24 protein-coding genes are annotated in these 13,331 nt (G+C 66.9%); 20 read left to right on the top strand and 4 right to left on the bottom strand.

What is annotated here, in order from left to right; all coding sequences use genetic code 11:
- The first annotated feature begins 9 nt into the window (after positions 1-9).
- The 7 genes from ACUTR7_RS14920 to ACUTR7_RS14890 all read left to right on the top strand — a co-directional run bounded on the left by ACUTR7_RS14920 (position 10) and on the right by ACUTR7_RS14890 (position 3,670).
- The gene (locus tag ACUTR7_RS14920) at positions 10-474 is read left to right on the top strand and encodes a phage tail protein (RefSeq protein WP_096915332.1); all 465 of its coding nucleotides are present in this window, start codon (positions 10-12) and stop codon (positions 472-474) included.
- Positions 471-1,550, top strand: coding sequence for a contractile injection system protein, VgrG/Pvc8 family (locus ACUTR7_RS14915; RefSeq protein ID WP_445609137.1), 1,080 nt, complete (start codon positions 471-473; stop codon positions 1,548-1,550). The genes ACUTR7_RS14920 and ACUTR7_RS14915 overlap by 4 nt, the downstream gene beginning before the upstream one ends.
- 53 nt (positions 1,551-1,603) lie before the next feature.
- Positions 1,604-1,870 (top strand): BrnT family toxin, encoded by a 267-nt coding sequence (locus ACUTR7_RS14910; protein ID WP_034368507.1) that lies wholly within the window; start codon positions 1,604-1,606, stop codon positions 1,868-1,870.
- Positions 1,857-2,147 carry a BrnA antitoxin family protein gene (locus tag ACUTR7_RS14905; protein ID WP_445609136.1) on the top strand — a complete coding sequence of 97 codons (291 nt, stop codon included), beginning with the start codon at positions 1,857-1,859 and terminating at the stop codon, positions 2,145-2,147. Before ACUTR7_RS14910 ends, ACUTR7_RS14905 begins: the two co-directional genes overlap by 14 nt.
- Positions 2,148-2,222: 75 nt before the next feature.
- Positions 2,223-2,543 (top strand): hypothetical protein, encoded by a 321-nt coding sequence (locus ACUTR7_RS14900; protein WP_197956855.1) that lies wholly within the window; start codon positions 2,223-2,225, stop codon positions 2,541-2,543.
- Positions 2,540-3,415, top strand: coding sequence for a tyrosine-type recombinase/integrase (locus ACUTR7_RS14895; RefSeq protein WP_445609135.1), 876 nt, complete (start codon positions 2,540-2,542; stop codon positions 3,413-3,415). Before ACUTR7_RS14900 ends, ACUTR7_RS14895 begins: the two co-directional genes overlap by 4 nt.
- 9 nt (positions 3,416-3,424) lie before the next feature.
- Positions 3,425-3,670 carry a hypothetical protein gene (locus ACUTR7_RS14890; protein WP_016454087.1) on the top strand — a complete coding sequence of 82 codons (246 nt, stop codon included), beginning with the start codon at positions 3,425-3,427 and terminating at the stop codon, positions 3,668-3,670.
- 6 nt (positions 3,671-3,676) lie between these two features.
- On the opposite strand, the gene ACUTR7_RS14885 is transcribed toward ACUTR7_RS14890, so the two are convergent.
- From ACUTR7_RS14885 to ACUTR7_RS14870, 4 genes are all read right to left on the bottom strand, one after another.
- The gene (locus ACUTR7_RS14885; protein ID WP_197956859.1) at positions 3,677-3,898 is read right to left on the bottom strand and encodes a hypothetical protein; all 222 of its coding nucleotides are present in this window, start codon (positions 3,896-3,898) and stop codon (positions 3,677-3,679) included.
- Positions 3,882-4,307: a hypothetical protein gene (locus ACUTR7_RS14880; protein ID WP_445609134.1), complete on the bottom strand. Its 426-nt coding sequence runs from the start codon at positions 4,305-4,307 to the stop codon at positions 3,882-3,884. The genes ACUTR7_RS14885 and ACUTR7_RS14880 overlap by 17 nt, the downstream gene beginning before the upstream one ends.
- Before the next feature lie 165 nt (positions 4,308-4,472).
- Entirely contained in the window at positions 4,473-4,997 is a 525-nt protein-coding gene (locus tag ACUTR7_RS14875; RefSeq protein ID WP_445609133.1) for a hypothetical protein, read from the bottom strand.
- Positions 4,998-5,032: 35 nt separating this feature from the next.
- Positions 5,033-5,611, bottom strand: coding sequence for a helix-turn-helix domain-containing protein (locus ACUTR7_RS14870; protein ID WP_445609132.1), 579 nt, complete (start codon positions 5,609-5,611; stop codon positions 5,033-5,035).
- A 134-nt stretch (positions 5,612-5,745) separates the two neighbouring features.
- Between ACUTR7_RS14870 and ACUTR7_RS14865 the strand changes: the two genes are divergently transcribed.
- From ACUTR7_RS14865 to ACUTR7_RS14805, 13 genes are all read left to right on the top strand, one after another.
- Positions 5,746-5,946 (top strand): hypothetical protein, encoded by a 201-nt coding sequence (locus ACUTR7_RS14865; protein WP_445609131.1) that lies wholly within the window; start codon positions 5,746-5,748, stop codon positions 5,944-5,946.
- Between the two features lie 10 nt (positions 5,947-5,956).
- On the top strand, positions 5,957-6,505 hold the full coding sequence (locus ACUTR7_RS14860; protein ID WP_445609130.1) for an ogr/Delta-like zinc finger family protein: 549 nt from the start codon (positions 5,957-5,959) through the stop codon (positions 6,503-6,505).
- A gap of 113 nt (positions 6,506-6,618) precedes the next feature.
- Positions 6,619-7,029 carry a hypothetical protein gene (locus ACUTR7_RS14855; RefSeq protein WP_338498055.1) on the top strand — a complete coding sequence of 137 codons (411 nt, stop codon included), beginning with the start codon at positions 6,619-6,621 and terminating at the stop codon, positions 7,027-7,029.
- The gene (locus ACUTR7_RS14850) at positions 7,026-7,427 is read left to right on the top strand and encodes a DUF7673 family protein (protein ID WP_445609129.1); all 402 of its coding nucleotides are present in this window, start codon (positions 7,026-7,028) and stop codon (positions 7,425-7,427) included. The genes ACUTR7_RS14855 and ACUTR7_RS14850 overlap by 4 nt, the downstream gene beginning before the upstream one ends.
- Complete coding sequence (locus tag ACUTR7_RS14845) at positions 7,424-7,582, top strand: hypothetical protein (RefSeq protein WP_445609128.1); 159 nt, start codon at positions 7,424-7,426, stop codon at positions 7,580-7,582. Before ACUTR7_RS14850 ends, ACUTR7_RS14845 begins: the two co-directional genes overlap by 4 nt.
- Entirely contained in the window at positions 7,579-7,992 is a 414-nt protein-coding gene (locus ACUTR7_RS14840) for a hypothetical protein (RefSeq protein ID WP_052195771.1), read from the top strand. Before ACUTR7_RS14845 ends, ACUTR7_RS14840 begins: the two co-directional genes overlap by 4 nt.
- 2 nt (positions 7,993-7,994) lie before the next feature.
- A complete protein-coding gene (locus ACUTR7_RS14835; RefSeq protein ID WP_445609127.1) occupies positions 7,995-9,917 on the top strand; it encodes a replication endonuclease in 1,923 nt (640 codons plus the stop codon).
- A gap of 21 nt (positions 9,918-9,938) precedes the next feature.
- Positions 9,939-10,166 carry a hypothetical protein gene (locus ACUTR7_RS14830; RefSeq protein WP_333907160.1) on the top strand — a complete coding sequence of 76 codons (228 nt, stop codon included), beginning with the start codon at positions 9,939-9,941 and terminating at the stop codon, positions 10,164-10,166.
- Positions 10,167-10,201: 35 nt separating this feature from the next.
- Complete coding sequence (locus ACUTR7_RS14825; RefSeq protein ID WP_445609126.1) at positions 10,202-10,405, top strand: hypothetical protein; 204 nt, start codon at positions 10,202-10,204, stop codon at positions 10,403-10,405.
- A gap of 3 nt (positions 10,406-10,408) precedes the next feature.
- Positions 10,409-10,975 (top strand): hypothetical protein, encoded by a 567-nt coding sequence (locus tag ACUTR7_RS14820; protein WP_445609125.1) that lies wholly within the window; start codon positions 10,409-10,411, stop codon positions 10,973-10,975.
- The gene (locus ACUTR7_RS14815) at positions 10,972-12,639 is read left to right on the top strand and encodes a DNA cytosine methyltransferase (RefSeq protein ID WP_445609124.1); all 1,668 of its coding nucleotides are present in this window, start codon (positions 10,972-10,974) and stop codon (positions 12,637-12,639) included. The genes ACUTR7_RS14820 and ACUTR7_RS14815 overlap by 4 nt, the downstream gene beginning before the upstream one ends.
- Positions 12,636-13,100: a hypothetical protein gene (locus ACUTR7_RS14810; protein ID WP_445609123.1), complete on the top strand. Its 465-nt coding sequence runs from the start codon at positions 12,636-12,638 to the stop codon at positions 13,098-13,100. The genes ACUTR7_RS14815 and ACUTR7_RS14810 overlap by 4 nt, the downstream gene beginning before the upstream one ends.
- Positions 13,097-13,318, top strand: a complete 222-nt coding sequence (locus ACUTR7_RS14805; protein ID WP_096915316.1) for a hypothetical protein — start codon at positions 13,097-13,099, stop codon at positions 13,316-13,318. The genes ACUTR7_RS14810 and ACUTR7_RS14805 overlap by 4 nt, the downstream gene beginning before the upstream one ends.
- Positions 13,319-13,331: the final 13 nt, after the last annotated feature.

The following is a 13,331-nucleotide window of genomic DNA, read 5'->3' as shown; positions in this document are numbered from 1 at the left end:
GAGCCACCAATGCCAATGATGACCCTGGGCCAATTTGTGTTTGGCCTCGATACCGTGGCGTATCAAGAGATGCAGCGCGCCACCGACTGGCGCCACCCCAGCAATAGCCGCGTGGGCGCCCGGCCGGCGCGGCAGTACGTGGGCCAGGGCGATGACACCATCACGCTTACGGGGCTGTTTGTTCCCGAATTCCGGGGCGGCCGCAAAACCCTGGATGAGCTGCGCAAGATGGCCGACGCCGGCAGCGCATACGCCATGGTCAACGGGGCCGGGGACAACCTGGGTGCCTGGGTCATTCAGCGCCTGAGCGAAAACGGCAGCGTGTTCATCAAGGAAGGTCTACCCCGCCGCATCGACTTCACCGTGGAGCTGGCCCGCGTGGACGATGCCCAGGCCGACCCCAGCGGCGGCAGCGATGGCGGCACGGATGACGACTGGGGCGATGACGACTTCTGGCGCTGGATTCTGGAATGAGCGGCACCGAAAACCAGGCCACGGGCGCCTACCAACAGCCTGACTACGAATTGACCATCAACGGCACCAACATCACGCCACGGGTGGGCAAACGCCTCATCGAATTGCGCCTGCGCGAAAGCCGCGGCGAAGAGGCCGACCAACTGGATTTGACGCTGGACGATTCGGACGGCCGCATGGCCATCCCGCCCAAGGGCGCCACCATCTCCATTCGCCTTGGCTGGCTCAATGAGGGCATGGTGGACAAGGGCAGCTTTGTGGTGGATGAGGTGGAGCACGGCGGAAGCCCCGACCGCATCAGCGTGCGCGCCCGCAGTGCGGACATGGCCAAGAGCCTGCGCGAGCGCGCCAGCCACAGCTGGAACGACAGCACCGTGGGCACCGTGGTGCGGGACATTGCCGCGCGCAACAGCTTGCCGGCGCGCATCGCTCCCGAGCTGGCCGAGCGCAAGGTGCAGCACATCGACCAGACCAACGAATCGGACCTGCATTTTCTGTCCCGCCTGGCCCGCCAGCACGACGCCGTGGCTACGGTCAAAAAGGGGCAGCTGATCTTTCTGCGCACCAACCACCGCACCAACGCCAGCGGCCAGCCCATCGCGCCCATGCACATCGTGCGCGCATCGGGCGATCAACACCGATGGCACACCGCAGACCGCACCAACTACACCGGGGTGCGCGCCTACTGGACTGACGGCAAGCGCGCTCGCCGCAGGGGCGTGCTGGCGGGCACCAAGACAGGCAGCGTCAAGACCCTGAAAGACACCTTCGCCAGCGCCGAAGCCGCGCGCCAGGCCGCGCAATCGGAGATGCAGCGCGTGGACCGTGGCGCCGCCACCCTGAGCCTGGCCCTGGCCCTGGGCCGGCCGCACCTCATGCCGCAGGCGGCCGTGACCGTGGAGGGCTTCAAACCCGAAATTGACGGCGAGGGCTGGCTGGTCAAGTCCGTGGAGCACGCGCTGGGCGATGGTGGCTTCACTACGCAAATCGAGCTGGAGCGCCAGGGCGATGGCGACGCGCAGGCCCAGGATGATGCGGATGATGCGGCGACGGAAATACCGGACGACGGCAATTAACGTACATACAAAAAAGCCTTGACCCGGGAAATATCGTATGTACAATAATTCCCATGGACATCGAATTCGACCCCGCCAAGAACCAGGCCAATATCGACAAGCACGGCGTTTCGCTGGAGATGGCGGGCCACATCGAATGGAGCAATGTTCTGTGCATGCCGGATGCGCGCCGGGACTACGGCGAAGTACGTGAAATCGGCTTCACCGTCATCGGCCAACGGCTGTACGTTGTGGTGTTCGTGCAGCGCGGGCAGACCATGCGAATCGTCAGTCTCCGCAAGGCAAACTCCAGAGAGGTCAAGGCTTATGAAGCAATCTAAGAAAGTGGCGCTGATCCAGCCCACGGCGGCCGAAGATGCCGCCATTGCCCGGGGCATCGAACAAGACCCGGACACCATGGAAATCACGGGCGACATGCTCGCCGAAATGCAACCGCTGGCCCGGCGAGGCCGTCCACCGCTGGAGCAGCCCAAGCTGTCCATGACCATGCGTGTGGATGCAGACGTTCTGATGGCAATCAAGGCCACCGGGGCCGGCTGGCAATCGCGCGTCAATGAGGTGCTGCGGGAGGCGGTGAAGCGCGGCAAGTTGGCCTAAACACAATCCAGCCTGGCATGGCGCCGGGCACCAACCGGCCGGGCGGGTTCCCGGATGCTTGATAGGAGCAATCGCATGTCCACATGCACCACTCTCACGCGCGCCGACCTGGTGCGCCCCCTGGCCCACATCTTCACGCAGGCCCGCGAAGCACAAGGCGGCCAAGGCTGGCCGCACCTCTTCTACAGCGACCAGCACGACACTTTTGAAATGCGGCTGACGCCCAGCAATGGCCACGGCATGGGCACGCAATACTCGCTGAGCTGCTTTCTCAACGGCCGGCCCGCCCGTCAACTCAATTCCCAGCTGTTCGCGTGGGACACGCCTATCGGAAGGGTCATGATGATGGCGGCCGGCGCATCGCCGCTGCTGGAAATCGAGGAATTCTTTTCATGAGCGCGCCCCGCATTGCCCATCTGCTGCAGGTGTACGAGCGGGACCGCGTGGCGGTGGTGGTGCAGCCCCAGCGCATCCGTGACACGGTGGCGCACCTGCTGCCATTCTTCGGGCAGCTCACGGTGGCAGAGATCACCCGCAGCGCCGTGCTGGAGTACGCTCAAAAGCGCCAGGCCACAGGCCTGAAATCGCCAACCGTTCGCCGTGAGCTGGTGTCCCTGCGGGCCGCACTGCGGATGGCCTGGCGCGATGGCCTGATTGATCGTGTGCCCCCGCTGCCCATGCCGGCGCACAGCAACCGCCGTGAGCGCGTTCTCTCCCGGGATGAGGTCCGTGCCCTGCTTGCGGCAACCGCACCCAGGCCCCGCCTGCATGCGTTCCTTCGGTTGCTCATCGCCACCTGCGGGCGCGTATCTGCTGTGTGCGAACTGACGTGGGCCGCCGTGGACCTGCACGAGCGCGTCATTGATCTGCGCTCCCGTCACCCCTTGGCGCAACGCATGAAGCGCCGCGCTGTAGTCCCCATCACCAGCGAGATGGCCGCTTACTTGGCCGCCTATCGTGACGCGCCAGAGGTGCACCGAGGACGCGGCCGGCGTCCAGTGCCGGGCGCCCGCGTGGTCGGATTGTCCGTGTCATCTGCTCGCCAGCAGCTCAAGACCGCCGCCCTGCAGGCGGGCGTGCAGGGAGTCACGCCGCATGTCATCCGGCACAGCGTGGCCACGCACATGCTTGCCGAAGGGGTGGAGCTGACCATGGTTTCCAAAATGCTTGGGCATGCATCCGTGGCCATCACGGCCGACGTGTACGGCCACCTCAAGCCCGCCCAGTTGGCCCCCGCTGCCGAAGTGTTGGGCAGGTGGGCCGGATAAACTCCATGCATGTACCGCGTCTATGTGATCAAGCAGCGCGCCGGGGGCAGCGAAGTGCTGCCCGCCACGCGCACCCAAACCCCTGTTTTTGCTGCTGCGGCGGCAGCATTCGGTGCCTTGCAAGAGCAGGAATTTGATGCGGCGCACCTGCTGCTGATGACGCTGGACAACCGCCAGCTCAACGCCTACCGCTACGGGTCAAGGCCCGGCGAACGTGACTACCTGGCACCTGGTGCAATCCTGCGCCAACGCTAGGCGGGGTCAGAACGGCGCAGGTGAGCGGATCACCTCGGCCGGCCCCACAAAGTCGTAGACGATTTCCCCATCGGGCGCATACACCCGCGTCCAGTGCGGCCCTGTGTGCTCCACGCGGTAGTCCTCGGGGCGCAGCGGCAATACCCGCTCACCCCAGATGCCTGCCCAGCGCGGCGGGCGCACCAGGGTGGGGTGCAGCACGTTGAGCGGGTCATCGTCTGGGTACACGGACGTACTCCCTATGCCACTGCTCTGCCACGGTTTCCGTGCGTGCGCCGCGCTCGGGCGTGGGTGCAATCGCTTGCGGCAGCTGCTCCACATGCGCCGCCCAATCGAATGCTGGCAGCGGCGTGTCGTCCAGCGTGGGCCTGGGGCGGATCAGCCACAGCTGCTCGAACTCGGCCAGCCCCTCCGGTGTCATGGCCGTGGTGTAGCCGCGCCACAGCATCGCATCGCCCAGGATGTCCACGGGGATGGGGTCCGCCAGCCGGTGGCGCGAATGCTCCAGCGATATCCAGCGCTCGTACAGATGGAACTCGCGCAGCGTGCGGCGCATGTTGTTCTTGCGGCCGTCCGCGTACTCCATGCGCAGATCGCCTGCCACGGGCGCGGGCCAGTCGCGGGGGTGCAGGCGCACCCCGTTGCGGCGGAGGAAGGTAATTTCGCAGTTCACTGGATAAATATACAGTGTCAGCGCTCACTACCGTTTTTGAAAATCTCTATCGCAGGGGCATCGTGGCCCGCACGCGACGGCGCACAAAAAAGCCCGCACGCAGCGGGCTTTGTCTTGCGCAGCTGGCGGCTACTTGGCCACGTACACCACGCCCAGGTCTTGGGCCAGCTTGGCCAGGCCGGGTTTGCGGTTCAGGTAGCGGCCGTTCTGCATCTTGTCGCTCCATGTGTCGTCGCTGTCCACAAGCTCATTGAACGACTTCACGCCCAGCGTCTTCTGGGCCACCTGCAGGGCCTTGGCGCGCGTCACCGATACCGTGGCGCGGGGCGCATCCAGCACGGTGGGCTTGGGCACCATCAGCACCGGCTGCGCCGTCACCTGCACCTGCGCCTGGTCCGTGTGGATGAACGTGCGGTAGACGCCGTACACCACGGCGCGCAGCACCTCTTCGCGGGTCTGCTCGGGCGCCGCCAGCGTCATCACGCGCGGGGACAGGCGGATGTGCAGCGGCTTGGCTGTGATGACCTCGAAAGTCTTGTTGTCGGGCGAGAAATCGCCCATCTCTTCAATGACCTTTTCAATGCTGCCCTTGAACTGCGCATGCGACAGCGTGGCCACGGCCGCCAGGGCCAGCGCCAAAACGTACTTCTTCATTGCTCTCCCTCCGGTGGTGAAAAACGGATGCCTGCTCAGGCGCGGGCCAACATGGCCGCCAACGTGCGCAGCGCAGCCTGTGCCTCTTGCGGCACCTTTTCGTAGTGCTGCAGCAGCTGCTGTAACTCAGAACTGACTGAGCCCGCCGCGCCGGCAGTGCCACCGGCCGCGCCTGCGCGCAGCGACAGCAGCACATAGCCCACATCCACGCCCACGGCGTGCAGCTGCTGCAGCGCCTTGGCGTCGGGCGCGAACTCGCCCTCTTCAAATTTCAGCAGGGCCAGACGGTCCACGCCGGATTTCTCGGACAGTTGGCCAATCGTCAAATCCAGCCTTTTGCGCTCCTGCTGGAGCCGCTGCGCGATGGTTTCGCCCGCAGGCTCAAGCCCAGCAGGACGCACGCTTGGGTCAAACGAGCGCGTGCCTGTCAGTAGGAACGGGATGTCCACGCCCTCGCTGCCCAGCGCGGCGAGGTAGTCCGAGTCCGGTTTGCGGGTGCCCTTTTCGTAGTTGAGCTGCGTGAATTTTGAGATGCCAGCAAGCGCTCCAAAGTCCTCTTGGTTGAGACCTAAGCGCTTGCGCTCCACTATCAAGCGCTCAAAAAAATTGGACATAGTTCAAATAATTCTTGACTCGTTGTACGTTCGTCAAATACATTGGAGCCACCTTGTAACAACCTAGCTCCAGATACTACATGACCACCCCAGCGCACCAAACCCGCCATCGCTCGGCTACGGTCGAGCCCCTGATGCACGCCAAACCCATTCCCCTGCGGCTGACCGGCGAAGAGCTGGAACGTGCATGGGCAGGCGCCCAGCACGAGGGCCGCAGCGCAAGCAACTTCATCCGCATGATCCACAACATGGGCATGGAGCAGTACGCCAAGCACGGCCGCATCGTGCTGGGCCACAACGACACCGGCACCGCCACCGCCGCCGAGCAGCGCTGAAAGTCCGGTCATGGCACAGGCAGCAGCAAACCCCTTTCAGCCCCAGCTCGGCACGCAGCCGAATCTTGGATTCACCAAGGCCGCTCTGGGTGTAATCCACCGGGCCGGCAAGCCCGCCCCCAAGGCGCGCGCCACTGTGCGAAAAGGCGTGCAAGGCTGTAACAACCTGTCCAAGCCGGAAACATCTGCCGACACGCAGGCCCAGGCCCAGGACGAAGGCCCGCGCCTGAAATCCGAATTCCACCGCATCGCCTGCCCGCACTGCGAGAGCCCGGCCACCATCCGCCGCAGCAACCAGGTCACGAACCTGACGCGCGAATACGCCTTTGCCTGCACCAACTTCGAGTGCGGCCACACCTTCAGCGCCACGATGGAAATCACGCGCACCCTGAGCCCCAGCGCAACGCCCAACCCCACGGTGCGCCTGCCCCTGAGCACCCATGTGCGCCGCGATCTGATGCGCGAGCAGCTGGCCTGCGCCCAGCCCTCTGACTACCGCACCACCCAGACCGCGCCCAGCACCCTGGAGCTGTTCGGCACCAGCCCGCCAACGGACTGACCACGGGGCCTAGAGCCCCACCCACATACCCCGTTCCCCCTGCCCTGCGGAGCCTGAAAGAAGGCCCTGCGGGACGTGCTCACCCTGAAAAACGCCAACCCCGAGAGGACGCAATGCATATCTTTGAACTCCGCAGGCCCCGGCCCGCGCAGCAGATCACCCTGGTGGATGAGGCCCTGCGGGCCGAGCACACCCGGCACGCTGCGCGGCTCAAGGAAATTGACGGCCTCGCCAGCGACCTGCAGCGGCTGCAGCAGCACCTGCCCGCGCTGCGCGCTGCTGGCGTGGACGTGAGCGGCCACGAGTGCGCCAACATCGGCGGCCTGTTCATCCACGGCGGCCAGGACCGCGCCCGCAACGGCCGCATGCTGCAGGCCCTGATGGGCATGGGCGGCAAGGCCCGCAACAGGGCCGCATTCAAGGATGGCGGCTTTGCCGTGGAGCTGGACCTGGGCGGCCTGCATCTGGCGTTCTACGTGGACCCGCGTGCAGCTGGGGCCGGTGCGCAAGGCGGTGCGGCATGACTAGCACCACCCATTGCCAGGCGAGCACCACGGACCCGCTGCGCGCCCTGGTGCAGTTCTTCATCCTGGCCACCTGCCAAGACCATGACGGCGCCCGTGTGGCAGCGCACCTGCTGCTGGGCCTTTACAACGGCCGGCGCTTTCCCTTTGACCTGACGGACCTGCGCTGCCTAGACGCCGAGAACCTGCAGCGCGCATTGACGCTGCTGCAGTTCGATGCCTGCCCCACGATGGAAGTGCATCAGTGGCTGAACCAGATGTACGGCCGCACGGACTTCGGCATGCGCTTCGAGCACATGGCCCACGTCTGGGGGCTCAAGGGCCGTCGCAAGAAAGAGCACCTGGACCCCGTGCCGCACCTGCGCTGGGACGGTGATGCGGAGGGCTCGCAAGCATGAGCCAATACGCCATCACCCATGTGGACGCGCTGCATGTGCGCCGCCGCCTGGTGCTCAGCGCCGCCAACCGCGCAGCCGCCCAGGCCGCCGTGGAGCGCATCTACGGCCTGCCCTGGTTCCTGACCGCCGTGCGCCTGCGCAGGGGTGCCCGATGAATCTGGCAGACCTGTCCGCGCCCGAGTTCCAACGCCTCGTGGCACTGCACAGCCAACCGCCCGCAATGGCGCCGGCCCTGCGCCGCCTGCCGCCGCCGCCCGTGGCGCCCGAGTTCGCGGGCCTGAGCCCGGACGAATGCCGCGCCCGCCTGCGCATGCTCAAGGACGACGCCGTGCGCCGTGCAAGCAATGGCCGATGGAGCGATGCCGAGGCGCGCGAGTGGACCAGCCTGCACATCAGCACGCGCATGACGGTTGTGCTGCTGGCGGGCATCGAGGGCGAAATGGAAGAGCTGGCCCGCCGCGAATGGCGCGAGCTGCCACCGCCCGAGCGCGCCGCGATCAAGGCGCAGATTCGCTATCTGGCCGATGAGATGGCCGGGCTGCGCTCGCTGACCCTGCGGAACTAGCTATGTCCGCGCTGCTCAACGCCAAGCCCACCGGCCGCCGCCTGCGCACTGCATCGCAGCAGGAATGGAAGCGCCACAAGCCCCGCCCGCACATGGTGCAAGCCGCCATGCAGGCGCTGGAGAAGGCATTGCCGCCGCAGTGGCTGCAGCCCATCCGCGCCATGGGCCTGGGCAAGCTGGGCGCGGGCGATCTGCCCGAGTGGGCGGCGTGCTTCGACGCGCTGGTGGCCATTGACGACTTTGCAGCGCGCCACGGCAATGCGGCCGAGTGGAATCTGAGCGACTACGAGATATGCGCCATGGCCAAGCGCCTGGCCGAAGAGGTGGCCGAGCTGGATTCGGGCGCCCAGGCCCAGGCCGTGGACCTGCCGGCGCGCGTGGACCTGGTGCGCCTGATGCTGCGCATGATGGGCGTGCAGGAGTCCGCGCCGCTGGTGGGTGAGCCCGCCATTCGGCGTGCCATGGATTCGGCCTGGTGGCGGCGCCTGCTGCGCAAGCATGTGACGCGCACGGTGGAGGCCGGAGCCGTCAAGCTGGGCGTGGTCAACCGCTTTGCGGGCGGCTATGCCAGCAATGCCACGGTGCGCCGCCGCACGGCGCAGGTGGAGCGCAACGCCAAGGCGCTGGAGCGCTCGCTGTTCAAAAACGAGGCCGGGCAGGTGTTCACGCTGGCCGAGCTGGCGGCCCTGTCCCCGTCCAACCCGGTGATTCGCGGCGGCGAGCTGATGACGCGCATCCGTGGCGCCGAGGAATATGCAGACGCCCGCAATCATGTGGGCCTGTTCCTGACGCTGACAGCTCCCAGCCGTTTCCATGCCGTGACGCTGGGCAGCGGCGGCCGGCCCCGCCCCAACCCCCGCTATGACGGCGTGAGCACGCCGCGCGATGCGCAGCTGTGGCTGCGCAACAAATGGCAGCGCGTGCGTGCCCAACTGGACCGCGATGGCGTGCGGATGTACGGCATCCGCGTGGCCGAGCCCCACCACGACGCCACGCCCCACTGGCACGCCCTGATCTGGGCCGAGCATGAGGCCGCAGCCCAGCGCATTGAGCAGGTCATCCGCGACAAGTGGCTGGCCGACGATGGCGACGAGCGCGGCGCGGCCAAGAATCGAATCAACGTCAAGCGCATGACCACAGGCGGCGCGGCCGGCTATGTGGCCAAGTACATCGCCAAGAGCGTGGGCCATGCGGCCCTGGCTGACCACCTGGATGTGGTGCAAGGCCAGCTGTGGGACGTGGAGCAGGGCGATATGCCCGGCCACCGCCGCGTAGACGCCTGGGCCGCGTGCTGGGGCATTCGCCAGTTCCAAGCCATTGGCATGCCCAGCGTGTGCGTGTGGCGCGAGCTGCGCCGCGTGGGCAAAGACCAGATCGAAACCATGCGCCTGGATGGCGACCGCGCCACCTGGAAGGCCTGGGGCGCTTGCCACAAGCACAGCGACGACATAAAGGCCGACTGGCGCCGCTACATGGAAGCCATGGGCGGCCACTGCGTGGGCCGTGGCCACTGGCACCTGAGCATTGCCCGCCGCCCCGTGCCGGCCGGCGCCGTGAATCAGTACGGCGAAGAGATTGCCCCAGGCCAGGGCCGCGTGGTGGGCCTGGAAACCCGCGCCGGCCGCTGGCTGGTGTCGCGCCGCATTTCATGGCGCAGCGTGGCCAAGGAAACCGAGACTTTCGACCCCGCAACGTGCACCGATGCCGATAGCGGCAAGGCGCTTGCGATGGGCGCTGACCGCGCGCCGCTGGCGCGCCCTTGGACTGGTTTCAATAACTGTACGGCCCGCCTGCGCGGCGAGACGCTGCGAGCCCTTTTCGGGCGCGGCAGGCACGAGGCAGAGGACTGGAGCAGTCCCAGCAGCCCCGATTCGGTGCTCTACCGGCCCGCCACCGCCACCCCTTCCCCCGTTTTTTCCCGCTGATCCCGCAAAGGAGGCCACCCCATGCCCGAAATCACCCTCGCCGCCCGCCGCACCGAGCCCCGCGTGCACTGCTGGGCCCGCTCCATCAATGGCGACTACATCCGCAGCGAGCACATGGCGCCGAACCACTTGGCCAAGGTCTTCGAGGCCGAGCGCGAGCGCCTGGCCGCCGCCAAGCCGCGCCGCCAACGCAAGCCCCGCGCCGCGATCCCCGACACCAACCCCGCCCAGCTGCGCCTGGTCGGCTGACCCCGCAACCACCAACCACCACTCAGAGAGCCACCATGCAACAAGCCACCCCCACCCTGCGCAGCTACCGCGCCGTCATCGTCCCCCCGCACATCGAGGCCAGCGAGCTGGAGCAGCTGGCCGACGCCGGCCTGCTGCCCACCCACAACCTGAGCGCGCCCACTGCCAGCGCGGCCAGCAATCTGGCGCACCTGGCCACGGGCCGCCCCGTGCTGCGCGTTGAACGCCTGGAGGCCTGAGCCATGGCCGCGCAACGTTACCTATCCGAAATGACTGCAGCCAAAGCCGTCGAAAGCATCGAGGCCGCGCTCGACAAGGTGTCCAAAGACCTGGACCAGACACCGGCCAGCGAATGGGATTCCCAACCCGTGCGCGAATTGCTCAACCGCGAACAGGAGTTGCATGCCGCGATCGTCGTGTTGCGCGATTTGGAAGGCCACCAAGGCGCCTTTGCGCCGAGCGCGAAAGATCAGAAAGCGCCTGCTGCCTTGAATGCAGCCGCTATCGCGGAAGCTGTGTGCCAGCGCGTGGCTGAGCTGCCCGATCGCAACAGTCCCGAGGACTGGCCCGAGGCCATGCTCGTGACGGGGACGGAGCTGATCGACCTTGTGACGTGCGAGATCACGCAGGCCCTGACAGCAGCACCCCAGGCGCCAGAAGTGGATGGCCTAGCGCTGATCGAGCGGCAGCACCCAAAAGGTATGACAGGTGTCCACGCCCGGCAGCTATTTAGGTATGGCTGGAGCGCTGGGGAAATTGCAGAGGTCGCCAAGGAAATCCGCTTGGCAGACCAAGCCAAGGGAGCATGACCATGCGTGTAACCACCCCCGTAGAAATCCGCCACTTCCATCTGTTTTGCGGCCTCGGCGGCGGCGCGCGTGGCTTCAACCGCGCCAGCCCCCGAGTGGGCAACCTGCAGGCGAAATTCCGCTGCCTGGGCGGCATCGACGTGGACCCGGCCAGCATCCGCGACTTCGGCCGCCTGGCCGGCGTGCCTGGCACCGTGCTGGATCTGTTCGACCGCGAGCAATACCGCACCTTCCACGGCGCCGAACCGCCAGCGGATTGGCGCGAAGCCACAGCCGCGGATATCCAGCGCGCAGCTGGCGGCGAACGCCCGAACATCGTGTTTCTGTCCGCTCCCTGCAAGGGATTCAGCGGCCTGCTGTCCGAGGGCAAGAGCAAAACCGACAAGTACCAGGCCCTCAACCGCCTGACGCTGCGCGGCGTGTGGCTGATGCTGGAGGCCTGGAGCGATGACCCGCCCGAGCTGGTGATTTTCGAGAACGTGCCGCGCATCGCCACGCGCGGCCGGCACCTGCTGGACCAGATCGTGGCCTTGCTGCGCGCCTACGGCTACGCCGTGGCCGAGACGACGCACGACTGCGGCGAAATCGGCGGCCTGGCACAGAGCCGCCGCCGCTTCCTGCTGGTGGCCCGCCACGCCGAAAAGGTGCCATCGTTCCTGTACCAGCCCCACAGCAAGCCGCTGCGCGCCGTGGGCGACGTGCTGGGCCGCATGCTCCTGCCCGGCGACCTGCGCGCCGGCCCCATGCACCGTGTGCCCAGCCTGCAGTGGAAAACCTGGGTGCGCCTGGCATTCGTGGAGGCCGGCAGCGACTGGCGCAGCCTCAACCGGCTGGCCGTCGAGGATGGCACGCTGCGGGACTACCTGATCGTGCCAGCTCTGCGTGGCGGCGCCTATGGCGTGCAAGGATGGGGCGAGAGCATGGGGACGGTGGCCGGCGAAAGCCTGCCTTCCAACGGCGCGTTTTCGGTGGCGGACCCACGTCACCACGGCCCCGCAAAGCACTCAAACGAGTACCGCGTGGTGCGCTGGGACCGTGCCGCCATGGCCGTGACCAGTGCCCACGGTACCGGCCAGGCCGTGGCAGATCCGCGCCGCGATGGCCCCAGCTTCGGAAAGTACGCCGTGACGCCCTACGGCACGCACGCCGGCACCGTCATCAGCGGAAGCACCACCGGCCAGGGCGCGTTTGCCGTGGCCGACCCGCGCAGCGGCATGGACGCCGAGCGCACCGCGTACACCACGGGCGGCCACTACGGCGTGGTGCCTTGGGACAGCCAGGCCGGCGCCGTCAGCGGCGCGGCCTGCCACGACAACGGCCGCTGGAGCGTGGCAGATCCGCGCATGCCGGCAGCTGCTGACAAGCTCGTGTGCCGCATCGTGTCCGAGGACGGCACATGGCACCGCCCTTTCACCACCCTGGAGCTGGCGCACCTGCAGAGCCTGGTCGAACCCGACGAGCTGCTGGAACTGGACGGCACCAGCGACCAGGCCAAGCGTGAGCGCATCGGCAATGCCGTGCCCAGCGAGGCCGGCGAAGCCATCGCCCACGTCATGGGCGAAACGCTGCTGCTCGCGCTGAGCGGCGAAACGTTCATCCTCTCGGCGCAGCCGGTATGGGTGCGGCCTATTGCCCTGGGGCTGGCCATGGGGACAACGGCATGAAAAAGCACACAAAGCGCAAGCACTACAACCCCCACGGCGCGCCCATCTGGCGCGGCAGCGCCATGCGTGCCATGGCCCGCGAGCTGCGCGAAAAGTCCGTGGCCATGGTCATGGCAGACCACGGCAGCGAGCAGCGGGAGCTGCTTGCCTACTTGGCCAAGCTCGTGGGCATCGGCGCCGAAGTGGCGGCCCGCCTGCCAGCCGAAAAGCGCAACGCCCACGGCCTGCACCACTCCCTGGCTATGGTGGTGCAGATGGCCTGCGATGGCGGCCGGTGGGACTCGGCATGGGCCGCGCAGCTGGCAACAGCTGCGGACCTGTCCGCCGATTTGCTGGTCGAAAACGGCGATATCGCTGCCCAAGTGTTCGACGGCGCGTACCAGCTGGCCGCGTGCATCCTGGCCGGCACCATCCGGGCCGATGCCATCGTCCAACCCGCACAAGAGGAGGTGCCAGCATGAGCCTGGTAACGCAAATGATCGTGGTGGAAAAGTACGGCATGCGGCTGGACTCCAAGCAGCTGGCCGCGCTGCTGAACATCACCCCGGGCGCGCTGCTGAACCGCATCAGCGACGGCGATTTGCCCATCCCCACCTACAAAGACGGCGGCAAGCGGTTTGCGGACTACCGCGACGTGGCCGAGTACATCGACAATTGCCGCTCGCGTGCAGCGCTGTAGGCCAGGTCGAGGG

Source organism: Delftia sp. NA_296.1 (assembly GCF_052692095.1).
Note: the sequence above shows the minus strand (reverse complement) of the source record. Positions and strands in the feature narration are given on the sequence as shown.